Annotated in this window: 21 protein-coding genes and 1 riboswitch; of the genes, 9 read left to right on the top strand and 12 right to left on the bottom strand. The window is 73.5% G+C overall.

Translation table 11 applies throughout. The annotated features are described in order from the left end of the window. Positions 1-41: 41 nt before the first annotated feature. Together ACH9EU_RS09315 and ACH9EU_RS09310 are read right to left on the bottom strand one after the other, a co-directional pair. A complete protein-coding gene (locus ACH9EU_RS09315; protein ID WP_396413656.1) occupies positions 42-1,559 on the bottom strand; it encodes a DEAD/DEAH box helicase in 1,518 nt (505 codons plus the stop codon). A gap of 298 nt (positions 1,560-1,857) precedes the next feature. Continuing rightward, positions 1,858-2,073 (bottom strand): hypothetical protein, encoded by a 216-nt coding sequence (locus tag ACH9EU_RS09310; RefSeq protein WP_396413655.1) that lies wholly within the window; start codon positions 2,071-2,073, stop codon positions 1,858-1,860. A gap of 175 nt (positions 2,074-2,248) precedes the next feature. Between ACH9EU_RS09310 and ACH9EU_RS09305 the strand changes: the two genes are divergently transcribed. Then, positions 2,249-2,644: a hypothetical protein gene (locus ACH9EU_RS09305; protein ID WP_396413654.1), complete on the top strand. Its 396-nt coding sequence runs from the start codon at positions 2,249-2,251 to the stop codon at positions 2,642-2,644. Positions 2,645-2,756: 112 nt separating this feature from the next. Beyond that, a complete protein-coding gene (locus tag ACH9EU_RS09300) occupies positions 2,757-4,424 on the top strand; it encodes a DUF222 domain-containing protein (RefSeq protein ID WP_396413653.1) in 1,668 nt (555 codons plus the stop codon). Between the two features lie 15 nt (positions 4,425-4,439). Here the strand turns inward: ACH9EU_RS09300 and ACH9EU_RS09295 are convergent, their stop codons facing one another. The 3 genes from ACH9EU_RS09295 to ACH9EU_RS09285 all read right to left on the bottom strand — a co-directional run bounded on the left by ACH9EU_RS09295 (position 4,440) and on the right by ACH9EU_RS09285 (position 8,472). Further along, a complete protein-coding gene (locus ACH9EU_RS09295; RefSeq protein ID WP_396413652.1) occupies positions 4,440-5,315 on the bottom strand; it encodes an aldose epimerase family protein in 876 nt (291 codons plus the stop codon). Positions 5,316-5,642: 327 nt separating this feature from the next. Beyond that, the gene (locus ACH9EU_RS09290; RefSeq protein ID WP_396413651.1) at positions 5,643-7,088 is read right to left on the bottom strand and encodes an amino acid carrier protein; all 1,446 of its coding nucleotides are present in this window, start codon (positions 7,086-7,088) and stop codon (positions 5,643-5,645) included. 127 nt (positions 7,089-7,215) lie between these two features. Next, positions 7,216-8,472: a Bcr/CflA family efflux MFS transporter gene (locus ACH9EU_RS09285; RefSeq protein ID WP_396413650.1), complete on the bottom strand. Its 1,257-nt coding sequence runs from the start codon at positions 8,470-8,472 to the stop codon at positions 7,216-7,218. A gap of 74 nt (positions 8,473-8,546) precedes the next feature. On the opposite strand from ACH9EU_RS09285, the gene ACH9EU_RS09280 reads away from it, so the two are divergent. The 3 genes from ACH9EU_RS09280 to ACH9EU_RS09270 are packed head-to-tail and all read left to right on the top strand — an operon-like array spanning position 8,547 to position 10,439. After that, the gene (locus tag ACH9EU_RS09280; RefSeq protein ID WP_396413649.1) at positions 8,547-9,158 is read left to right on the top strand and encodes a TIGR00730 family Rossman fold protein; all 612 of its coding nucleotides are present in this window, start codon (positions 8,547-8,549) and stop codon (positions 9,156-9,158) included. 4 nt (positions 9,159-9,162) lie between these two features. After that, positions 9,163-9,954, top strand: coding sequence for a tRNA (guanosine(46)-N7)-methyltransferase TrmB (gene trmB / locus ACH9EU_RS09275; protein WP_396413648.1), 792 nt, complete (start codon positions 9,163-9,165; stop codon positions 9,952-9,954). After that, positions 9,951-10,439, top strand: coding sequence for a GNAT family N-acetyltransferase (locus tag ACH9EU_RS09270; RefSeq protein WP_396413647.1), 489 nt, complete (start codon positions 9,951-9,953; stop codon positions 10,437-10,439). Before trmB ends, ACH9EU_RS09270 begins: the two co-directional genes overlap by 4 nt. 5 nt (positions 10,440-10,444) lie before the next feature. On the opposite strand, the gene ACH9EU_RS09265 is transcribed toward ACH9EU_RS09270, so the two are convergent. The 4 genes from ACH9EU_RS09265 to dnaK form a co-directional block, all read right to left on the bottom strand. Then, the gene (locus ACH9EU_RS09265) at positions 10,445-10,885 is read right to left on the bottom strand and encodes a heat shock protein transcriptional repressor HspR (protein ID WP_396413646.1); all 441 of its coding nucleotides are present in this window, start codon (positions 10,883-10,885) and stop codon (positions 10,445-10,447) included. Position 10,886: 1 nt separating this feature from the next. After that, complete coding sequence (locus tag ACH9EU_RS09260; RefSeq protein WP_396413645.1) at positions 10,887-11,906, bottom strand: DnaJ C-terminal domain-containing protein; 1,020 nt, start codon at positions 11,904-11,906, stop codon at positions 10,887-10,889. A gap of 161 nt (positions 11,907-12,067) precedes the next feature. Next, the gene (locus ACH9EU_RS09255) at positions 12,068-12,733 is read right to left on the bottom strand and encodes a nucleotide exchange factor GrpE (RefSeq protein ID WP_396413644.1); all 666 of its coding nucleotides are present in this window, start codon (positions 12,731-12,733) and stop codon (positions 12,068-12,070) included. Then, positions 12,730-14,586 carry a molecular chaperone DnaK gene (dnaK, locus tag ACH9EU_RS09250; RefSeq protein WP_396413643.1) on the bottom strand — a complete coding sequence of 619 codons (1,857 nt, stop codon included), beginning with the start codon at positions 14,584-14,586 and terminating at the stop codon, positions 12,730-12,732. Before dnaK ends, ACH9EU_RS09255 begins: the two co-directional genes overlap by 4 nt. A 311-nt stretch (positions 14,587-14,897) precedes the next feature. Here dnaK and ACH9EU_RS09245 point away from each other — a divergent pair, with 311 nt between their 5' ends. The 4 genes from ACH9EU_RS09245 (at position 14,898) to ACH9EU_RS09230 (ending at position 18,897) form a co-directional block, all read left to right on the top strand. Then, on the top strand, positions 14,898-16,772 hold the full coding sequence (locus ACH9EU_RS09245; RefSeq protein ID WP_396413642.1) for a BCCT family transporter: 1,875 nt from the start codon (positions 14,898-14,900) through the stop codon (positions 16,770-16,772). A gap of 80 nt (positions 16,773-16,852) precedes the next feature. Beyond that, entirely contained in the window at positions 16,853-17,383 is a 531-nt protein-coding gene (locus ACH9EU_RS09240; protein ID WP_396413641.1) for an arsenate reductase/protein-tyrosine-phosphatase family protein, read from the top strand. Then, positions 17,380-17,973: a uridine kinase family protein gene (locus ACH9EU_RS09235; protein ID WP_396413640.1), complete on the top strand. Its 594-nt coding sequence runs from the start codon at positions 17,380-17,382 to the stop codon at positions 17,971-17,973. The genes ACH9EU_RS09240 and ACH9EU_RS09235 overlap by 4 nt, the downstream gene beginning before the upstream one ends. A gap of 42 nt (positions 17,974-18,015) precedes the next feature. Then, complete coding sequence (locus tag ACH9EU_RS09230) at positions 18,016-18,897, top strand: aminotransferase class IV (protein WP_396413639.1); 882 nt, start codon at positions 18,016-18,018, stop codon at positions 18,895-18,897. 7 nt (positions 18,898-18,904) lie between these two features. Here the strand turns inward: ACH9EU_RS09230 and ACH9EU_RS09225 are convergent, their stop codons facing one another. From ACH9EU_RS09225 to ACH9EU_RS09215, 3 genes are read right to left on the bottom strand one after another with little or no spacing between them, the layout of a single operon-like run. Beyond that, positions 18,905-19,702 (bottom strand): CbiQ family ECF transporter T component, encoded by a 798-nt coding sequence (locus tag ACH9EU_RS09225; protein ID WP_396413638.1) that lies wholly within the window; start codon positions 19,700-19,702, stop codon positions 18,905-18,907. Further along, a complete protein-coding gene (locus ACH9EU_RS09220) occupies positions 19,699-21,507 on the bottom strand; it encodes an ATP-binding cassette domain-containing protein (protein ID WP_396413637.1) in 1,809 nt (602 codons plus the stop codon). The genes ACH9EU_RS09225 and ACH9EU_RS09220 overlap by 4 nt, the downstream gene beginning before the upstream one ends. Beyond that, entirely contained in the window at positions 21,504-22,121 is a 618-nt protein-coding gene (locus tag ACH9EU_RS09215; protein WP_396413636.1) for an ECF transporter S component, read from the bottom strand. Before ACH9EU_RS09215 ends, ACH9EU_RS09220 begins: the two co-directional genes overlap by 4 nt. 83 nt (positions 22,122-22,204) lie before the next feature. Next, a riboswitch (TPP riboswitch) is annotated at positions 22,205-22,326 on the bottom strand. Between the last annotated feature and the right edge of the window lie 64 nt (positions 22,327-22,390).

Below are 22,390 nucleotides of genomic sequence, written 5' to 3'. Positions count from 1 at the left end.
ACGGCTGTGCACTCGAGGCGGGCCGGAGGGGCCCGACCGCGTCAGCGGGTCGCGGCGCCCTGCGGGGAGGAGGCGCGGCGCGGGCTGCGGCTGCGACGGCGTGCGGCGGCCGCCTGCGTGGCGCGGTCCGGCGCCGACTCGGAGGTGTACGCGGGCCCGGCGGAGCGCGTCGGCGCGGCCGAACGGGCGGGGGCCGCCGAGCGGGAGGCGGAGCCGTTGTCCGGCCGCGAGCCGGCCCGGCGCCCGGACTCGGGTCGCTGGTCGCGGGAGCCGCCGCGCGGCTGCTCGGCACGGCCCTGACCGCCGCGCTGGCCACCACGGCCGCGGTTGCCGCCGGAGCGGGCGCGATCCTGGCCGCCGCGCTGACCGCCCTGGGGCTGGACCGGCTGCGGAACGTAGGCGACCTTGTCCGCGAGCTCGCCCACGAGCTCTGCGACGGCCGGGGAGCCGACCGTGACGGCGTCGAAGTTCGCGGTGACGCCCGCGGCCTTCATGAGCTGCGTGACCTCACGGCGCTCCTCCTTGGTGGCCACCGTGACCACGGAGCCGGAGGCGCCGGCGCGGGCCGTGCGCCCGGAGCGGTGCAGGTAGGACTTGTGCTCGGTGGGCGGGTCGATGTGCACGACCAGCTCGACGTCGTCCACGTGCACGCCGCGCGCCGCGACGTCCGTGGCCACCAGCACGCGCACGTCGCCCGCGGAGAACTGCGCGAGATTGCGGTCGCGGGCGTTCTGGGACAGGTTGCCGTGCAGATCCACCGCGGGGATGCCCGTCTGCGTGAGCTTGCGGGCCATCTTCTTGGCGCGGTGCTTGGTCCGCGTGAACATCACCCGGCGGCCCGTCCCGGCGGCGAGGGCCTCGATGAGCTCCTGCTTCTCGTCCGCGTCCACGACGAGCACGTGGTGCTCCATGGTGGACACGGACGCCTGGGGCGCGTCCACGGAGTGCTTCACCGGGTTCGAGAGGAACTGCTTGACGAGCTTGTCCACGCCGCCGTCGAGCGTCGCGGAGAACAGCAGGCGCTGTCCGCCCTGCGGGGTCCGCTTGAGGATGCGGGTGACCACGGGCAGGAAGCCCATGTCGGCCATGTGGTCGGCCTCGTCGATGACCGTCAGGCGGACGTCGTCGAGGGTCAGCACGTTCTGCTTGAGGAGGTCCTCGAGGCGGCCGGGGCACGCGACGACGATGTCGGCGCCCTTCGCGAGCGCCCTCTCCTGGTTCTTCTGGGACACGCCGCCGAAGATCACGGTGGTGGTCAGCCCGGCCGCCTCGGCGATCGGTGCCACGGCGCGGTCGATCTGGGTGGCCAGCTCGCGGGTGGGGGCCAGGATCAGCCCGGTGGGACGGTTCGCCCTGCGGGACACGCGGGCGCCGTCGCCGGTGAGGCCGGCGAGCCGCGACACGAGCGGCAGCGCGAACGCCACGGTCTTGCCGGAGCCGGTCTTGCCGCGGCCGAGCACGTCACGGCCGCCCATCGAGTCGGGAAGGGTCTTCTCCTGGATGGGGAACGCCTGCTCGATGCCCTGGCGGGCGAGGACGGCGGAAAGGGCCTTGGGCACGCCAAGGTCGGAAAAAGTAGTCAAAACGGGGATTCGTCTTTCGATCGTCGTCCCGGCGGGAGGTGTGTCGACGCCGGGTGCGCCGAAGAACTCCTGGGGCCCCTGCGAGCGGGCGAGACCGTCTGGAACGGTGCCACGCTGGAAGAAGAACGGGGGTGCTCGACGCCTGCCTGCTCACCCGGGAACGGGGAGCAGTGCCATGTGCAATACCACCCAGCGTACAGCACGGGACCGCCACCACCACCGGCATGTGGTGGAGAGCACACGCGCCGGGCCGGGCCGCGGCCCGGCGGGCGCGCTACTTGAGCAGCCTGCGGAGCAGGTCGTTCACCCCGATCGTGGTCCTGCGGTATGCAGCGCCGGACGCCGCCCGGCCGGGGTCGCGGACCCAGCCCGTACCGGGACGGCCGTACCCGGGGATGATCGCGCGCTTGACCGTCCGCTTGGCCCGGCCGGTGGTGCGCGCCCTGAGCGAGCCGAGGGGACGGGGTCTGCGGATGCCGAACTTCACCATGGGATCCTCCTGGGTCGGGGGCCCTCAGGCTACTCCTCGGCACCGTCCGCGTCGACGGGAACGGTGTGCCGAGGACGGTGCGCGCCGGAGGCTCCCTGGTAGTGTCGTTGACGACTCAATGACCGCTCGACGGCGTCGCGTCCACGACCTGTCGCCCACCCGAAAGGACATCACCATGAGCCTGTCCAACGCGATCCTGCGCGGCGTCTCCGGCGCCTACCTGCTCCAGTCCGGCTACGGCAAGAAGGACCTGCCCACGGAGGCCGCCGAGGGGCTCCAGCAGTTCGCCGCGACCGGCGTCCCCCAGTTCAAGGAGTGGGACGCGGACACCTTCGGCAAGTTCGTGGCGTACTCCGAGATGGCCATCGGGGCCGCCCTGGTGACGCCGTTCGTCAACAAGCGGCTGGCGGGCCTCGCTCTCGGCGCCTTCTCCGCGGGGCTCCTCACGCTGTACTTCCGCAACCCGCAGATGACCCAGGAGGACGGCATCCGCCCGACCGAGGCCGGCACCGGTCTGTCCAAGGACGCCTTCCTGGCCGCGATCGCGGCGGCCCTGGTCGTCTCCAAGTAGCCCTGTCGCGGCCCAGCGGGTGCCGTCCGTCCCCCGGGACGGACGGCACCCGCTTCTTCGTGCCCGTCCGCCGCCTCCTTACGGTGTCCGAGCCGGAGGGGAGAATGGCCCCATGACGACGACGGCGCCCCGCCGGGCACGTCCTGCTCCGGCACCCTACGACCCCGCTCACGCCGCGGAGGAGATGGCCGACGCCGGAGTGCGAGCGAGGGCCCGGGCCGTCCTGGTGGAGCTGACGGACTCCGCCGCGGCGCAGGCCCGGGAGGCGGCACACCAGGTCCGCTGCATCCACGAGCTGTGGCTGCTGGCCCTCGAGGACCGGGAGATCGATCGGCTCGACGCCGCGGGATTCCTCTTCACCGACAATGACCGGCGCGTGCCCTCCCCTCCCCAGTCGGACGAGGCGATGGTCCTGGACGTCGCGGACGAGATCGCTCCGGCGCTGAAGCTCTCCGCTGCCACGGCACGCGAGCGGGTTCGTGAGGCCCTCGTCCTGGCCGAGCGGCTGCCCGGCACCCTGGAGGCCCTCGAGGCGGGGCGGTTCAGCGCCCGGCACGCCGGCGTGCTGGCCGAGCAGTGGCGAGAGCTCGTCGACGACGCCCCCGGGGAGAAGGCCCCGGCCGACGTCGTGCGGAGGCTCGTGGCCGAGCTGCAGGAGCTGGCGCCCCACTGCACGGTGGCGCAGCTGCGGATCTGGGCGCGCCGGCGCCGCGAGGCGTTGCTGACGGAGACGCAGGAGCGCCGGCACCGCGCGGCGCGCGAGGGGCGCCGCGTGTGGGTCGAGGACCGTGAGGACGGCATGGCATGCCTGCACGCGCTGCTCACCGCGCCCGTCGCGCTGGCCGCCAAGGACCGGCTGGAGGCGCTCGTGGACCGGTTGCCCGCCGAGGACGCCCCGGATCACGGCGGCTCCGGCGCCCCGGGCGTTCCCCGCACCAGGGCACAGCTGCGGGCGGACGTCCTCGGGGACCTCCTGCTGGCCGGGGAGGTCCCCGACGACCCGGACTTCCCGCGCGACGTGCGCGGCGAGATCACGGTGACGGTGCCCGTGCTCACCCTGCTGGCCCGGGGTGCCGATCCGGCACCGGCAGGTCCCGCTGTCGGTGGCGCGGACCGGCACGGCGCCCCGGCTGTGTCGGACCCCTTCGGTGCGCCCGGCGCTTCCGGTGAGCCCGGCGCCGTCGGTGTGCGCGGTCCTGCCGGTGTGCCGGACACCTTCGGTGCGGCCGGCGTGGCCGGTGTCCCCGTCGACACCGCCGTGCTCGTGGGCCACGGTCCCATCGACCCGGAGACGGCCCGCGAGCTGGCGGGAGGCGCGGCATCGTGGCACCGGGTGCTGACGCACCCCACCAGCGGCGTCGTCCTCGATCACGACCGGACCGTCTACGCCGTTCCCGCGGACCTCAAGCGCCGGCTGCGGCTGCGCGACGGGACGTGCCGGTTCCCGGGGTGCAGGCGGCGGGCGGCACGCTGCGACCTCGACCACACGGTCGCCTGGGCAGACGGCGGCCCGACGGCCGCCGACAACCTGGCCCACCTCTGCCGGCACCACCACCTGGTCAAGCACCGCGACGGACCACTGGGGCGCTGGACCGTGCGGCAGCTCGGCCCCTCACCCGGGGGCGGGGTGCTCGAGTGGACGTCTCCGGCGGGTGCGACCTACCGGACCGTTCCGGATCCCTCCGCCGGACTTCCGCCGGACGCGCATCCGGCGCCGCCTGCCGGTCCCGCGGACCCGCCGCCCCCACCGTTCGACCGCGACGACCCGCCGCCGTTCTGATCCCGCCGTGTCCGTTCAGGCCGGGGGTGCGCCGGGATCCCTTGGCCTGGTCTCGACGGACACCCGGTAGGTCATGGTGTGGGTCCGGCCCGGTTCGAGGTGCACGGCGTCGCCGTGGACGTTCGCGCCCTCGACGCACACGAAGCCGGTCCAGCCGTCCGCGCCCACGTCCGGCAGCGCTGCGGCCTTCTCGGCCCATGGGTTCCACACCACGGTGCTCGCCGAGTTCTCCTTGTGGATCCGCAGGACGCGGCCGAGCACGGGGTCGACCACGGCGACCCCGGCCCCCGAGGCGTAGACCCGGTCGGTCTCGCCCTCGAGCCGGAGATCCCCCTCCTGCACGCACCCGTCGCGGTCCAGCACCTTGTCCCGGTAGCGAGCCCCGGACAGGCCCTCGATCCGGAGCCGGCGCACGTCACCGACCACGAGATAGGCGTGCAGCGCCTCCTCGAACTCGAACGGCCGGTCGCCGGTGTTCGTGACGGTGAGCTGGAGGGAGAGCTCCGCGCCGAACCGCACCACGTACTCGGCGTCGAACGCGTGGGGGAACTCCGCCCGGTGCGCGGGGTCCGTGACGTCCCTGTCCGAGAGGTGGTAGACGACCACCGCCTCGTGGTCGGAGGACTCGCGCGACTGGACGTGCCAGCGGAGCCGTCGGGCGAAACCGTGCTGCGGCTCGCGACCGCCCCGGGCGCCGTCCGCGAACCACGGGAAGCAGATGGGCACGCCGCCGCGCAGGGGTTTCCCCGGTTCGAGCGGCGTGCTCGGGGAGAGCCACAGCACGGGGGCGTGGCCGGTGGGGATCCAGTCGACCACGTGGGCGCCCTGGTCGTGGACGGCACCGGTCGCGTCCGAGCAGGAGAACGGGCGGGGATCAGGAAGTTCGCTCATGCGCTCAGGCTAGACGCAGGCCCCGGCCCCCGTCGCGAAGCCGGACCCTGCACCGCGCCGGTGCGTGAGCCGGCGCCCCGGCGCGTGGGTCCTGTACCACCCCGCCGGCGCCTGAGCCGGCGCCCCAGCGCGTGGGTCCTGCACCCACCCCGCCGGCGCCTGAGCCGGCGCCCCAGCACGTGGGTCCTGCACCGCCCCACGCTGAGAGCCCACGCCCGGAGGCGCGGGCTCTCAGCGTCCCGGCGCGCGGGCCCTGCACCTCCCTGCGTGGGAGCTCACGCGGCCCGCACGTGCCGCACGCGCGCGGCCGCCGCCGATCCGGGGGCGTCAGACGCGGGTGCGCTCGAAGGAGTCGATGGCCCCCGGGTGCCCGTCCATGAAGTCCTCGATCTCCTCACGGCCGGCCCGCAGCTGCGGGTCGTGGAACAGGTAGTGGTTGGTCTCGCGGACGATGAGTCCGGCGAGGATCAGCAGCCCCAGCAGGTTCGGGAGCGCCATGAGCCCGTTCATGACGTCGGCGAAGTTCCAGACCACGGTCAGCGGAACCGTGCAGCCCACGAACACCACGAGGGAGAACACGATCCGGTAGGGCATCACGGCGGCCCGGCCGAAGAGCCGCTCCATGCAGCGCTCGCCGTAGTAGGCCCAGCCGAGGATCGTCGAGTACGCGAAGAGGACGAGTCCCACGGTCACCACCACGTGCCCCCACTCGCCGGGCAGGCCCTGGCTGAACGCGTCACCGGTCATGGTCCCGGCGAAGTCCGCGCCCTTCTCCCAGACCCCGGTGGTGATGAGCACCAGGCCGGTGAAGGTGACGACGATGATCGTGTCGATGAAAGTCTGCGTCATGGACACCAGGCCCTGTCGCACGGGGTGCGTGGTCCGCGCCGCCGCCGCGGCGATAGCGGCCGAGCCCATGCCGGACTCGTTGGAGAACAGCCCGCGGGCCACGCCCATCTGCACGGCAAGCATGATGGCGGACCCGGCGAAGCCGCCGACGGCCGCGGTGCCCGTGAAGGCGTCCGTGAAGATGAGGCCGATCGCCTGCGGAACGGCCGTGACGTTGACGAGCAGGACGAACAGCGCGCCCAGGACGTACATGACGATCATGACGGGGACCAGCCCCGCGGTGACCTTGCCGATGGACTTGATGCCGCCCACGAGCACGGTCACGGTGAGCACCGTGAGGACGAAACCGGTGACCCAGGTGGGCACCCCGAAGGAGCCCTCGACGTTGGAGGCGATCGCGTTGCCCTGCGTCATGTTGCCGATGCCGAACGCCGCCAGGGCCGCGGCGATCGCGAAGAAGATCGCCAGGAACTTCCCGAGGGGCCCGCGGATGCCGCGCTCGAGGTAGTACTGCGGTCCGCCGGAGATCTCACCGGCCGCGTCCGTCGTGCGGAAGCGCACGGCCAGGAAGGCCTCGGAGTACTTGGACGCCATGCCGAGCAGGCCCGTGACCCACATCCAGAACAGGGCGCCGGGGCCGCCGATCGACAGCGCGGTCGCCACGCCGACGATGTTGCCCGTGCCGACGGTCGCCGCGAGTGCCGTGGTGAGCGCCTGGAACTGGGTCACGTCGCCGACGCGGGCGTCGGCGTCCTGGCGCTCGAACAGCGCCAGGCGCAGAGCGGAGCCGAGCTTCCGGAACTGCAGGCCGCTCAGCCGGACGGTCAGGTACAGACCGGTGAGCAGCAGGAGCGGGACGAGGACGTACGGCCCCCAGATGATTCCGCTCAGCGTGCCGAGCGCGGTCTCGATGGATTGCAGCATGTGGTCTCCCGTGGGTGTCGGGCGGGTGCGGACGTGGTGCCGGACGGGCACTGTGGTGCGCGTCTCAGCCTCAGGCATCTAACCACATGACCGACCGTACGGTCTGCACGTGACGGGATCGCGGCTCTCACCCGTCCGGCGGCCCGGACGGCGCGCGGTTCGAGAGCCGGCCCGCCAGCAGCACGAATCCGACGGCCAGCACCGAGCACACGGCCATGGACACGGCCATCGGGACGGCGGTGTGCTCGCCGGCCAGGCCGGTGAGGGGGCTCACGAGCCCGCCCGTGAGGAACTGGACCAGCCCGAGCACCGCCGACCCCGCGCCGGCCCGGCCGGGCACGCGGGACTGGGCGAGCGCCACGGAGTTGCCCATGATGAACCCGATGCAGGACTGGCTGACGAACAGGTGCGCCAGCGTGGTCCACCCGGTGACCCCGGCGAGGACCAGGGCCAGCCCCACCACGTTGACGACCGCCATGACCGTCAGGGCGGTGCGCAGGATCACGCCGGGCTCCACCCGGTCGACGAGCCGGGTGTTGACGACGGCCCCGAGGATGGAGCCGCACGCGTTGACGGCGAAGACCACGGAGTAGCCCAGCGCCGAGAGGCCGAGCACGTTCTGCACCACGAACGAGGACGCGGAGATGTAGGAGAACAGGGAACCGAACGCGAGCCCGAACGCCAGCGCGTACGCCATGAACGTCCGCCTGCGCAGCACCCGGAGGGAGCCCGTCAGCACGGCGCCCACCCCGCCGCGGTGGCGCCTGCTCCGCGGGAGGGTCTCGGGCACCACCAGCACGGAGCAGGCGAGCATCAGCAGGCCGAACCCGGCGAGCACCCAGAACACGGTCTGCCACGGCGCCACGGTCGCGATGACCCCGCCCAGCAGCGGTGCGACGACGGGGGCGAGCGAGGTGATGGTCGCCAGGATCGAGAACAGCTTGGCGGCCCGCCGGCCCGAGGCAATGTCGGTGACCACGGCGCGCGCGATCACGACGCCCGCCGCGCCGGCGGCTCCCTGGACCGCGCGCAGCACGATCACCGTCCCGATGGTCGGCGCCAGGACGACCGCCACGGAGGTGAGCAGGAACAGGACGTTGCCGGCGACCATGAGCCGGCGCCTGCCCACCACGTCGGACACGGGCCCCAGCAGGAACTGGCCGAGGGCCATGCCCACCATGTAGGTGGTCAGCGTCAGCTGCACGGAGGAGGCCGAGGCCCCGAAATAGGCGGCCATGGCGGGCATCGAGGCCAGGTACATGTCCGTGGCCAGCGGGCTGACGGCGCTGAGGACCCCCAGGGCCCCCACGAGCACGACCCGGTCGGCGCCACCGGCGAGGTCCAGGCGGGACCGCACGCCGTCGTCCGGAGGTGGCGGGGACACGCGGGCACCTCCTTCCGGCGCGGGAACGGGACGCGACTCATGCTATCGGCGCCGTGATCCCCGAGAATGTCCCCATGAGACTCGCCGTGTACACCGGGGCCTCCCGGGGATCCGACCCCCAGCTCGCCGACGCCGCCCGGGACTTCGCGACCGCCCTCGCCCGTCGCGGCGTGGGCATCGTCTACGGGGGCGGCCACGTGGGGCTCATGGGCGCCGTCGCGGACGCCGCGCTCAGCTGCGGCGGCGAGGTCGTCGGGGTGATGCCGCAGGCCCTCGTCGACCGGGAGGCCGCCCATCCGGGGCTCACCGAGCTGCGGGTGGTGCGGACCCTGCACGAGCGCAAGGCCGGCATGGCTGCGCTGGCCGACGGGTTCGTGGCCCTGCCGGGCGGCCTGGGCACCCTGGAGGAGATCTTCGAGGCGTGGACGTGGCTCCAGCTGGGCCTGCACGCCAAGCCGGTGGGATTCCTCAACGTGGACGGCTACTGGACCCCCCTGCTGGAGGCGGTCGCCTCGATGTCGGCGGCCGGGCTCGTGCACCCGGAGCACCGGGACGCCCCGGTGGTCGCCCGGGACGCCGCCGAGCTGCTCGACGGTTTCGCGGCGTGGCGGGCGCCGCACCGGCGCCGGCCGGATCCGCCCGCACCGGCCGGTGAGGGCCCCGCCCGCCCTGCGCCTAGGATGTAGGGCGATGAGCGAGCACACTTCCTCCCCCGCCGAGGGGTCCGCGCAGGGCCCCGTTCCCGAAGCCTTCCACCGCCGGCCCTACTCCTTCGTGCGCCGTGGCGACCGCCTCACCGCGCGGCGGCAGAAGGCCTGGGACGACTGGGCGCCCTCGCGGGTCCTCGACGTGCCCAGGGTGCGCACCGACACCTCGGTGCACCCCGACCACGACTTCGACGCCGCCGCGGCCTTCGGGCGCGAGGCGCCCCTCGTCGTGGAGGTGGGCTCCGGGCTGGGCGAGGCGATCGTGCACGCCGCCGCCCAGGAACCGGGCCGGAACCACCTCGCCGTCGAGGTGTACAAGCCGGGCATCGCGGACCTGCTGCTCAAGGCCGCCCAGGCGGGGGTGGACAATGTCCGGGTGGTGCAGGCCAACGCCCCGGAGGTGCTCGAGCACATGCTCGCCCCCGGCTCGGTCGACGAGCTGTGGGTGTTCTTCCCCGACCCCTGGCACAAGACGCGGCACCACAAACGACGCCTGGTCTCCCCCGCGTTCGCCGAGCTCGCCGCCCGCGTGCTGCGACCGGGCGGGACGTGGCGCCTGGCCACGGACTGGCAGGAGTACGCCCTCGTGATGCGCGAGGTGCTGGACGCGTCGCCGCACTTCGAGAACCTCCACCCCGGACCGGTCGCCGACGACCAGCACCCCGACACCGGGTGGGCGCCCCGCTGGGAGGGGCGGGTCCTCACGAGCTTCGAGCGCAAGGCGCAGGAGGCCGGCCGGGTGCCGCGCGACCTCGCCTACCGACGACGGTCGTGAGCGCCGGGGCCGGGCCGAACGGCTTCGTCGTCGCGCCCCCGGGCGACCCCCGCACGCTGCCACTGCTCGCGGGGCTCCGCCGGGAGTACGTGACGCGCTACGGGACGCAGATCGGCGAGCAGGAGATGGCCGGGCACCCGGTCGAGGACTTCAGCCCGCCGGACGGCGGGATCGTGCTGCTCCTCGAGGCCGGGACGGCCGTCGCGGGCGGCGCGTTCCGCCGGTACGACGACGTCACGGCCGAGCTGAAACGGCTGTGGACGGCGCCGGCACACCGTCGGCGCGGTCTCTCCCGCCGGGTCTTGGCCGAGCTCGAGCGGCAGGTCGCCGCGGCGGGGTATCGGCGGATCCACCTCACGACCGGCAACCGCCAGCCCGAGGCGCGAGCCCTGTACCTCGGCAGCGGGTACACGCCACTGACCGGTCGCGCCCGGGTCCTCACGGACGAGGTGCACGAGCTGGGCTTCGAGAAGCACCTGCGCTGAGCCGCTCAGCGGCCCTGCTGGCGCGGCGGCCGGTACAGGACCACCGCCTGGGAGAACTGGCGCGCGCGAGGCCTCGACCCGCGCGCCATCCGCACCACGTCCCCGCCCACGCCCGCGGCGAAGATCCTCGAGGACTCCTCGGCCCGGTCACGGGCCGCCTCGAGCTCGTCCCGCAGCTGGCCGACCTGCGACCGGAGGGCCGCGACCTGGTTCTCGAGCTGCAGGATCCGCCGGATGCCCTCGAGCGAGACCCCCTCCTGGGACAGGATCTGGATCTGCCGCAGCTTCTCGATGTCGCGCTGCGAGTAGCGGCGAGCCCGCCCCGGGGCGCGGGACGGCTTCACCAGGCCGAGCCGGTCGTACTGGCGCAGCGTCTGCGGGTGCATCTCCGCGATCTCCGCGGCCACGGAGATGACGAACAGCGGCTGGTCGGCGTCGAGTGCCATCTCAGACCCGGGCCTTCGCCATCAGGCCGGCCCGCGGGTCCTCCCCGGCCGTCGCCTCCGCGTACGCGCGCACGGCGTCCTTCGCCTGCTCGTCGAGCTCGGCCGGGACGTGCACCTCGACCGTCACGAGGAGGTTGCCCGAGCCCTTCGCCGTGGTGAACCCGCGCCCCTTGACGCGGAACCGGCGGCCGGAGGACGTGCCCGCCGGCACCTTGAGCCGCACCGTCCCACCGTCGAGGGTGGGCACCTCGACGGTGGCGCCCAGGGCCGCCTCCGGGAACGTGATCGGAACGGTGATCTCGACGTCGTCCGTGCCCTCCACCCGCCGGAAGAACGGGTGCGGGGTGACGTGCACGGTCACGTAGAGGTCACCGGCCCCGCCGGGACCCGAGTGGCCCTTGCCGGAGATCTTCAGCCGCTGGCCGTCGCGCACTCCCGGTGGGACGCGCACCGTGGTCTCCTGGCCGTTGCTGCGGCGCAGCCTGACCGTGGTGCCGTGCACGCAGGAGCGGAAGGGGATGGTCGTCTCCGCGCGCAGGTCGTCCCCACGCGCCGGAGGTCCCTGGGGGCCTCGGTACCCGCCCGGGGCGCCGTAGCCGCCGGGCGCCCCGTAGCCGCCGCCGAACTGGGAGAACAGGTCCTCGAACCCGCCCGCCCCGCCGGGCCCGCCCGTGGAGTAGGTGGTGCGGCGGCGCCCGCCGCCGCCGAAGATGTCGCCGAAGATGTCCTCGAAGTTCGCCGAGCCGCCGGGGCCGCCGGGGCCGCCCGCGGTGAAGCGGGCGCCGGAGCCCATCGCGCGGATCGCGTCGTACTGCTTGCGCTGCTCGGGGTCCGAGAGGACGGAGTTGGCCTCGGTGATGTCCTTGAACCTCTGCTCCGCCGCGGCGTCGCCCGGGTTCTGGTCCGGGTGGAACTGGCGGGCGAGCTTGCGGTACGCCTTCTTGACGTCGGCCGCGGACGCGTCCTTGGAGACGCCGAGAATGCTGTAGAAGTCCTTGTCGATCCAGTCCTGGCTGGCCATGACGCCTCCTTTCTGTGGGGGCCGGTCGGGGTCCTGTCGAGCAGGAGCCGGTGGAAGTCCTGGGTGGCCCGGTGCCGGGCGGCACCGGTGCTGTGGACGCGTCAGGGGAGGTCCGTTGCCGGACCTCCCCTGACGTCGCGCGGATCAGGCCATGACGGGCCTCACTCGGCGACCGCGACGGCGACCTGGGCGGGCCGCACCACACGGTCGCCGACCCGGAAGCCGGAGCGCAGCACCATCGAGACCTGGTCGGGCTCGACCTCGCTCGTGGGCTGCTGCAGCACCGCCTCGTGCACGTTCGGGTCGAACCTCTCCCCGACCGCGCCGATCCGGGTGAGCCCCTGGCGGGCCAGGGTCTCCTCGAGCTTGTTCGCGATGGCCGCGAACGGGCCCTCCGTGAGGTCCCCGGCCTGGCGCGCCGCGTCGATGTCGTCGAACACCGGCAGCAGCGTCTGCAGGAGGTCGCCGGTGACGAACGTCCTCAGCTGCTCCTTCTCCCGCGCCGTGCGGTGCTTGAAGTTCACGAACTCGGCCTGCAGCCGGCGCAGCTCCTCGAGACGCTCGGCGGCCAGCGCCGCAGAGGCGTCCTGCTGCCCGGCCTCCTGCTGCCCGGCGTCCGGGCCCGCGCCGGAGCCCGCGTCGGCGGAGCCCGCGTCGCCGGACTGGGGCGTCGAGAGGATGTCCTCCACGGTCAGGCCCTCCGGGCCGGCCTCCTCACGGGGGCCGGCGTCCTGCGCGGTCGTCTCGTCGGGGCCACCGGAGGGCGGGCCGTCGCCGGCCTTCGTCCGGTGCTCCTCGGGGTCGGGTGTGGGGTCGGGCATGCTCACTTCTTCTCGTCCTCGTCGTCGACGACCTCGGCGTCGACGATGTCCTCCTCACCGGCGGCACCGGTGTCGCCCGCGCCCGGGGCGCCCTCGGCACCCTCGGCCTGCGACTGAGCGTAGAGGGCCTCGCCGAGCTTGGTCTGGGACTGCTGCAGCTTGTCGTAGGCCGACTTCACGGCGTCGTCGTCCTCGCCCTCGAGCGCCTTCTTCAGGTCGTCGACGTCGGCCTGGACCTCGGACTTGACGTCGGCCGGCAGCTTCTCGTCGTTGTCCTTGAGCAGCTTGTCGACGGAGTACGCCTGCTGCTCCGCGTTGTTGCGCAGGTCGGCGGCCTCACGGCGCTTGCGGTCGGCCTCGGCGTTGGCCTCGGCGTCCTTGACCATGCGGTCGATCTCGTCCTTGGACAGCGAGGTGCCGCCCGTGATGGTCATCGACTGCTCCTTGCCGGTGCCCTTGTCCTTGGCGGACACGTGCACGATGCCGTTGGCGTCGATGTCGAAGGTGACCTCGATCTGCGGCATGCCGCGCGGGGCCGGTGCGATACCGGTCAGCTCGAAGGTGCCCAGGTTCTTGTTGTCCCGGGTGAACTCGCGCTCTCCCTGGAACACCTGGATGGACACCGAGGGCTGGTTGTCCTCGGCGGTGGTGAAGGTCTCCGACCGCTTGGTCGGGATGGCCGTGTTCCGCTCGATGAGCTTGGTCATCACCCCGCCCTTGGTCTCGATGCCCAGCGAGAGCGGGGTCACGTCGATCAGCAGGACGTCCTTGCGGTCGCCCTTCAGCACGCCGGCCTGGATCGCGGCGCCCACGGCCACGACCTCGTCCGGGTTCACCCCCTTGTTCGGCTCCTTGCCGGCGAGGCGCTGCACGGTCTCCGCGACGGCGGGCATGCGGGTCGAGCCGCCGACGAGGACCACGTGGTCGATGTCGGACACGGAGATCCCGGCCTCGGCGATCACGTCCTTGAACGGCTTCTCGGTGCGCTCCAGCAGGTCCCGGGTGAGCTCCTCGAACTTCGCGCGGGTCAGGCGCTCGTCCAGGTGCACCGGGCCCTCGGGGGTGACCGAGAGGTACTGCAGGGAGATGTTGGTGCTGGTCGCGGAGGACAGCTCCTTCTTCGCCTGCTCCGCCGTCTCCTTCAGTCGCTGCAGGGCGATCTTGTCCTTGGACAGGTCCGCGCCCGTCTTGGACTTCACCTGGGAGAGCAGCCAGTCCACGACCCGCTGGTCCCAGTCGTCGCCGCCGAGGCGGTTGTCGCCGGCGGTCGCACGGACCTGGATGGTCGAGAACTCGTCCTCGTCCTTGCCCACCTCGAGCAGGGAGACGTCGAAGGTGCCGCCACCGAGGTCGAAGACCAGGATGAGCTCGTCCTCCTTGCCCTTCTCGAGCCCGTAGGCCAGCGCCGCGGCGGTCGGCTCGTTGACGATGCGCAGGACGTTCATGCCCGCGATCTCCCCGGCCTCCTTGGTGGCCTGGCGCTCGGCGTCGTTGAAGTACGCCGGGACGGTGATCACGGCGTCGCTGACCTTGTCGCCGAGGTAGGACTCGGCGTCGGTCTTGAGCTTCATGAGGATGCGTGCCGAGATCTCCTGCGGCGTGTACTTCTTGCCGTCGATCTCCTGGGACCAGTCGGTGCCCATGTGCCGCTTGACGGACGCGATGGTGCGCTCCACGTTGGTGACGGCCTGGCGCTTGGCGATGTCACCGACCAGGGTCTCGCCGTCCTTGGAGAAGGCGACGACCGACGGGGTGGTCCGGTTGCCCTCGGCGTTGGCGATGACGGTGGGCTCGCCGCCCTCCAGCACGGACACCACGGAGTTGGTGGTGCCGAGGTCGATTCCTACTGCACGGGACATGGATGCGTTCTCCTTCGTGTCGAGCTGAACCGGGGAGGGGGCCGACGGGCCCGCTCGGAGTTCCCGGAGGTCTCAGGTCTTGAGTTTTCCTGGCTCAAGTTTGCCACGTGAGCCGACGTTGTCAAGACAAGTTGAGTCGTCAGCACTCAAGCCGGGGTCGCGCTCCCGAGGTCACGGTTCGGCCTCTCCTGCGGCCCCGCCGCGTTCGCTACGCTGAAGCATCGTGCCCGGACCGACGGACCCGCGCGTGCGCGCTCTCCATCGCCCCGGCCGGCACGCCGCCCATCGCACCGACACCGCAGGAGGTCCCCGTGAGCACCCCTCCCCAGCCGCCCCACGAGTCCGAGCAGCACACGCCCCGGCGCTGGCCCGGCCACCGGCGGAAGCGGGAGCAGCTCCCCTACCCCCACGGCATCCACCCCGCCCTGGTCCCCGGCATCGCCGTGGAGGACCGCAAGCTGAGCTACGGCACGGACAGGACCGTCTTCCTCGTCACCGCCGTCTGCATCGCCGCCTTCATCGCCTGGGGCGTGCTGTCCACCGAGACGCTGGCCACGGCGTCCACGGCCGCCCTCGGGTGGGTGACCGGCAACACCGGCTGGTTCTTCACCGCGATGTCCACGCTGGCCGTGCTGTTCATGCTCGTCGTGGGCTTCACGAAGACCGGGCGCATCCCGCTGGGCACGGACGAGGAGGAGCCGGAGTACTCGTTCTTCGCCTGGCTGGCCATGCTCTTCGCCGCAGGCATGGGCATCGGCCTGATGTTCTTCGGCGCCTCCGAGCCCCTGAACCACTTCGGAGCCGGGGTCCCCGGCTTCGGCGCGGCCCCCGGCTCGGAGGAGATGACCGTCTTCGCCCTGGTGCAGACCGCGTTCCACTGGGCGCTGAACCCATGGGCCATGTATGCCGTCGTGGGGGCCGCCATCGCCTACGGCGCCTACCGGCGCGGCCGCGCGCCGCTGATCAGCCGCATCTTCGTACCGCTCCTGGGCAAGAAGCGGGCCGAGGGCGGGGTCGGCAAGCTCATCGACATCTTCGCCATCTTCGCGACCCTCTTCGGCACCGCCGCGTCGCTGGGCATCGGGGCCGTGCAGATCGCCCAGGGTCTCCAGATCGTCGCCGGCTGGGGGCCCTTCGGCAACGGCGGGCTCATCGCGATCATCGCCGTGCTCACGGCGGGCTTCGTGGTCTCCGCCGTCTCCGGCATCGCCCGGGGCATCCGCTACCTCTCCAGCACCAACCTGATCCTGGCGTTCCTGCTGGCCCTGTTCGTCTTCGTGGCCGGCCCCACCGTCCTGCTGCTGGACCTCGTCCCCGCCGTCTTCAGCACGTACCTGCAGGAGTATCTGTGGCTCACGGGCCAGACGGGCGCCTGGGGCGAGGAGACGGCCGGTTTCGCCGGGGGCTGGACCGTCTTCTACTGGGCCTGGTGGCTGTCCTGGTCCCCGTTCGTGGGCATGTTCATCGCCAAGATCTCGCGCGGGCGCACCCTGCGTCAGTTCGTGACCGTGGTGCTCGTGGTGCCCTCCTCCATGTGCGTGCTGTGGTTCATCGTGATGGGCGGCACGGCCATGCACCTCCAGCAGACCGGCACGGACCTCGCCGGCGCGGGCGGCCAGGAGGCGACGCTCTTCGCCATGCTCGACGCCCTGCCCCTGAGCGCGATCACCTCGGTGTTGGCGATGCTCATCATCGGCATCTTCTTCGTCACCAGCGCCGACTCCGCCTCGATCGTGATGGGCACCCTCTCCCAGCGTGGCGACCCCGACCCTCACAAGGGCGTGGTGATCTTCTGGGGACTGTGCCTGGGCGGCATCGCGGTGGTGATGCTGCTCGCCGGCGGTGGCGACGCCCTGACCGGCATGCAGAACCTCGTGACCGTCTCGGCGCTGCCCTTCGCCGTGGTCGTGCTGCTGCTCATGGTCGCCTTCTACAAGGAGCTCCACCACGACCCGGCGACCATCCGCGCGCGGTTCGCCTCCGCCGCGATGCGCAAGGCGGTCATCCACGGCATCGAGGAGCACGGCGACGACTTCGCCCTGCAGGTCGAGCACGCCGGAGGCCTCCGGGCGGCCGGCGAGGCGTTCGACTCGCACGACCCGGTGGTCACCGAGTGGTACCGGCAGGTCGACGAGCACGGCAACGAGATCGAGCACGTGTACAAGGAGGAGGACACGAGCCCTTGAGCCACGCATCGGCGTGCCCGCCGCCCCCGGGCGGCGGGCACGCTTCTCGTGCCGGGACGGTCCGGCTTAGAATGCCCGCTATGTATTCGATCGTGGCCGTGTGCACCGGCAACATCTGCCGATCACCCATGACGGAGTTCGCCCTGCGGCGCGCCTTCGAGGCCGCGGGCCTGGCGGAGCACGTGCGCATCGACTCCGCCGGCGTCAGCGACGAGGAGCTGGGCAATCCCGTCGACCCGCGGGCCGGCGATCTCCTCCGCCGTGAGGGCCTCGACGTCTCCGGCCACGCCGCGCAGGTCTTCGACCCCCTCCGGTTCGACGACCGGGACCTCGTCCTCGCCCTCGACGTCGTCCACCGGGATCGGCTGCGGGCGCTGGCGCCCGACGACGCCGCCGCCGCGAAGGTCCGGCTCCTCCGGGAGTTCGACCCGGCGGTCGCGGACGCCGACCCCGCGGAGCTGGGGATCTACGACCCCTGGTACGGAGGACCCGAGGACTTCGAGACGACCTACGCCATGATCTCCGCCGCCGTCCCCGGCGTCGTGCGCGCCGTCGCCCGCGAGATCGACGCGCGGCGGCAGGACACCGGGCAGGACGTCGGACGCGCGTGATCGACCGCGAGCACGAGGTGGACCCCGCGGTCGCCCACGCCAACCCCGCCGGCACCAACCTGGCCCAGCTGCTCCCCTCCCCCACCCGGCGCCCGTACCTGATCGGCATCGACGGCCGGTCCGGAGCGGGCAAGACGACCCTGGCGGAGCAGCTCACCGAGGTCCTCCGGCCGCTCCACGACGTCACCACCTTCCACCTCGAGGACCTCTACCCCGGCTGGGACGGGCTGAGGACGGGCACGCAGACCTACGTGGAACGGATCCTCACTCCCCTGCGGTCCGGCCGCGACGCCGAGTGGACCGCCTGGGACTGGGTCACCGGCTCCCCCGGGACGCCTCGCCTGACCCGCGTGGCCGAGGTCGTGGTCCTCGAGGGCGTGGGCGCCTGCAGCGCGCCGGCCCGGGAGCTGCTGGACGTCTCGGTGTGGGTCGAGCTCCCCACCTCGTTGCGCTACGACCGGGCGCTGAGCCGGGACGGCTCCTACTACGCCGAGCACTGGGACCGGTGGGCGGCCCAGGAGGACGCCTACCTCGCCCAGGACCACGTCTGGGAAGAGGTCGACATCCTGCACCCGGGCCCCGTCTGCTGACCGACCGCCGCACCGTGACCGCCGCCTTGTGAGGAGAGACCCGTGACCAGCACCGTCGTGGTCCTGGACGCCGACCACCCCGAGGGCGTCCTCGCCGACCCCGGCGTCCCGCTGGTGCGGATCGACGACCAGGGGCTCACGCGCGGGGACGGCGTGTTCGAGACGATGCGGGTCGTGGACGGGCAGGTGCAGGGCTTCGCGACCCACCACCAGCGCCTCGAAGCCTCCGCCCGGCTCGCGCAGCTGCCCGCGCCCTCGGCGGAGCGCTGCCGCGCCGCCGTCCGGACGGCCCTGGCCCACGCCGCTCCCGGCGGGGACGGGGGCCTGGGCGCCGAGCACAGCGTGAAGGTCGTCGTCAGCCGGGGCACCCCGGAGGGCGGCCCCTGGTCCTGGGTCGTGGTGAGCCCCGTGCCCGAGTCCACGTTCCGCCAGCGCCGGGAGGGCGTGGCCGCCGTGCTCCTGCCCCGCGGCCACGACCCGGCCCACGACTCCGGCTACCCGTGGCTGCTGCCGGGGGCGAAGACGCTGTCCTACGCGATCAACATGGCCGCCCTGCGGCACGCCCGCTCCCTCGGCGCCGAGGAGGCGGTCTTCACGGCGGCCGGCCGGCGCGTGCTCGAGGGAGCGACATCCTCCGTCGTGTGCGCGCGGGTGCGCGACGGACGCCGTGTGCTCGTGACGCCCGAGCCCTCGCACGGGATCCTGCCGGGCACCACGCAGGCCACGATCTTCGGCGCCGCCCGCCGGGACGGCTGGGAGCTCGGCTACGGCCCGCTGTACCCCGCGGACCTCATGGCGGCCGACGCGATGTGGCTGGTCTCCAGCGTCCGGCTCGCGGTCCCGGTCCACACCCTCGACCAGCAGCCGCTCCCCGTGGACCCCGAGCTCACCCGCCTCGTCACCGGGTGGCTCGCCGCCGCCTGAGCCGGGCTCAGGCCCAGATGAAGCGGTGGGCCCCCACCAGCAGGGAGACCGACGGGCCGGCCGCCGCCACCGCCGCGCAGCCGGCGAGCACCGCCGCGTCCCGCCACGACCGGTGGGGCACGCGGGCCCAGGTGCGCGGGCCGGCCCCGAAGCCGCGGGCCTCCATGGTGACGGAGAGACGGGTCGCCCGGCGCAGGGACTGCACGAGAAGCGTGAACGCCTGCCCGCCGAACTCCCGGAGGGCGGCCACCGGCCCGCGTCCGGATCCCGCGCCCCGCGCACGTCTGGCCATGGCGAGCGTGTTCCACTCCGTGAACATGACGCCCACCAGCCGCAGCGCCGCCAGGGACGCGAGCACGAACCGCGCCGGCAGCCGGACCGTCTGGGCGAGCCCGTCGGCGAGGTCCGTCGGGTCCGTGCTGAGCACCACCATGAGCCCCGGCAGGGCGAGCGCGAGACCGCGCAGGGCGATCGCCGCGCCCGCGGACACGGCCCCCGCCGACAGCTCGGTGACGCCCAGGTCCAGCAGGACCGGACCGGAGTCCTCGGCCAGCAGGACCGTGGCCCAGCCGCTCACGAGAGCCGCCAGCACCACGGGCCACGCCCGCAGGAGCAGCGCGAACGGCCGCTGCCCGGTGAGCCCCAGCAGCACCAGCTCCCCGGCCAGCACGACCCCCGAGGTGACGGGGTCCGCACTGACCACGAGCACCGCGGTGAGCAGCAGCGCCCCGGCCAGCTTCACCACGGCGTCGGAGCGGCCGAGCAGGGACTCCCGGGCCGCCGGGGCGATCGCCGCGGCGCTCACCGGACGGTCTCCGCGGCGGTGCGGGGGGCGGGTGCCACGTGCGGGGCGGGGACCACGTGCGGACCAGGTGCCAGGAGGGGATCATGTGGCGCCCGGGGGTCCTCCACCGCACCGGTGTGCGCCACGGCGGGGGTCCCGGGAGCGTCCAGGGCCAGCACGTCGGCGCCGAGGGCCCGGACGAAGTCCTCGTCGTGGGTCACCGCGAGCACGGACGTCCCCCGGTCCACCAGCTCCACGAGCAGGTCCACGAGCTCCGCCCAGGTGAGCGCGTCCTGACCGAACGTGGGTTCGTCGAGCACCAGCACGTCGGGGTCCGTCGCGAGCACCGTGGCCACGGACAGCCGCCGCTTCTCGCCCCCGGACAGGGTGAACGGGTTGGCCTCGGCCAGGTGCGCCAGGCGCAGCCGTCCGAGCAGCTCCTCGGTGCGGCGGTCCCGCTCGGCCGCCGGCGTGCCCGCCAGCCGAGGGCCGTGCTCCAGCTCGGCGCGCACGGTGGGCCGCAGGAACTGGTGCTCCGGTTCCTGGAAGACGGTCCCGATCCGGGCGACCAGCTCGCGGCCGTTCCAGCTCAGCGGATCCGACCCCGCGCCGCGGTCCAGGCCCGGGTGCGCGGTCACGGTGCCGCGCACGGGCGCCAGCAGGCCTGCGAGCGTGAGCGCGAGGGTCGACTTCCCGGCGCCGTTGGGACCCGTGAGCGCGAGCGCCCGGCCGCGGCGGAGGGTCAGCCCGACGTCGGCCACCGCGACGGGGTGCTCCAGGCCCGCGGCGGCGTCCAGGACCGCACGGCCGCGGCGGGCGGCCCGGCGGCGGGCACGCAGCGCTCGCGCCGTCGGCTGGATGCGCGAGACCGCCAGCCCGGCCGCGGCCAGAAGCGGCTCCGCGGCGTCTCCCGCGGCGGAGGCGGCCGGGGCGGAGGCAGCCGTGGCAGGGGCGCCCGTGGCAGGGGCAACCGGGGAGGCGGCACCCGTGACAGGACCACCCGGGGCGGTGTTCGCGCCGGGGGCCGGCCGGGTCCGCGGCACCCGGCCAGGGACCCACACGCCGGCCCGGCTCAGTTCGTCCGCGGCCGCCCCCAGCACCCGGGCCGGCGGTCCGTCGTGGGCGACGCCGCCGTCTCGACCCAGCACCACGACGCGGTCCACGACCTCGGCCCACACGGCCACGCGGTGCTCCACGACCACGAGGGTCGCCCCGCTGCGGTCGAGGCAGGACACGACGGCGTCGCGCACCTGCCGCACTCCGTCCGGGTCCAGGTTCGCGGTCGGCTCGTCGAGCAGCAGCAGACCGGGACTCATGGCGACCGCGCCCGCGAGGGCCAGACGCTGCTTCTGCCCCCCGGACAGCGCCGAGGTCGGGTGGTCGAGCGGGAGGTGCAGGCCGACGTCGTCGAGGGCGGCCCGGACGCGGGGCCAGATCCGCTCGCGGGGCACCGCGAGGTTCTCGAGGCCGAAGGCGGTGTCGTCACCGATCCTGGAGAGCACGACCTGCGACTCGGGGTCCTGCTGCACGAGGCCCGCCCGGCCGCGGGCCGCCTCCGGGACCGTGCCGTCGAGCAGGAGCTCGCCGCTGCGGGACCGTCCGTCGTCGTCGTCGTGCAGGACCCCGGCGAGGGCGTGCAGGAAGGTGGACTTCCCGGCCCCGCTCGGGCCCAGCAGCAGCACCCGCTCACCCGGCTCGACCACGAGGTCGACGTCGTGCAGCGCCGCGGTGTCCCGTCCGGGATGGTGCCAGCCGAAGCCTCGGGCCTCCACCCGCGCCCCCCGGCCCGGCGGGACCGCCGGGCGACCCGCGCCGGAGGGTCTCACCGGCGCGCGGCCCGGCCCGAGGCCAGGCCCTGCAGCACGCCCGTGGCCGCGAGGGCCCGGACGACCGCCCACATGAGCGCGCCCGCGATCACGACTCCCGAGAGGACCGACAGGAGCACGTAGACCACCTGGTGGTCCAGGGCCCACTCGTAGTTGGCGAGCAGATTGCCGGTGAGCCCCATGGCCAGCCCGCTGAGACCCCCGGCTGCCGCGGCCACCCCGAGGCCGAACCGGCGGTAGCGCACGGCGGCGAAGACGAGTTCCGCGCCCAGCCCCTGGACGAGGCCGTAGAGGACCACCGTCCAGCCGAAGTGCGTGCCGAGCAGGCCTTCGATCACGGCGGCGAGCAGCTCGCAGAACACGGCGGCGCCGGGCTTGCGGATGATCAGCCCGCCCAGCACGCCCGCCACGAGCCAGCCGCCCCCGATGAGGGCCGTGCCGGGCGGATAGGCCACCGAGGCGGCCGCGGCCACCGGGTAGAGCAGGTTCGACCACGCCCAGAAGACGACCGCGCACGCGGCGGCCAGTACGGCGGCCACGACGATGTCGACGACGCGCCAGGAGGGCGCGCCGGAGGCACGGGTGTGGTCGGCGGGACGTGTGGTGGTGTCCATGACGGTGTTCCTCCTGGGCTCTGCGAGCCATCGGTGCCAGGAGGGGATGGGGTTCCGCGGGCGGCAGGCCACCCGCCGAAGCACCCCTGAGATGCTCGACTCCCTTCGCCGGTGCTAACCGGAGCAGGTTCGAGGGTCTGCGGCGATCCGCACTCTCAGCGCCCTGCCCCCGTCGCCGGAGGTGGGCGCTCCCCTGTCGTTCAGTGGCACCGAGTGTACCCCGCCGGACGCTCCCGCGCCCACCGGCGCCGCCAGGGACGAGGGGCCCC

This window comes from Kocuria rhizosphaerae (assembly GCF_044462265.1).
In the GTDB taxonomy this organism is placed as follows: Bacteria; Actinomycetota; Actinomycetes; order Actinomycetales; family Micrococcaceae; genus Kocuria; species Kocuria rhizosphaerae.
The sequence above is the reverse complement of the archived record's forward strand: the minus strand, read 5'-3'. Positions and strand labels throughout refer to the sequence as shown.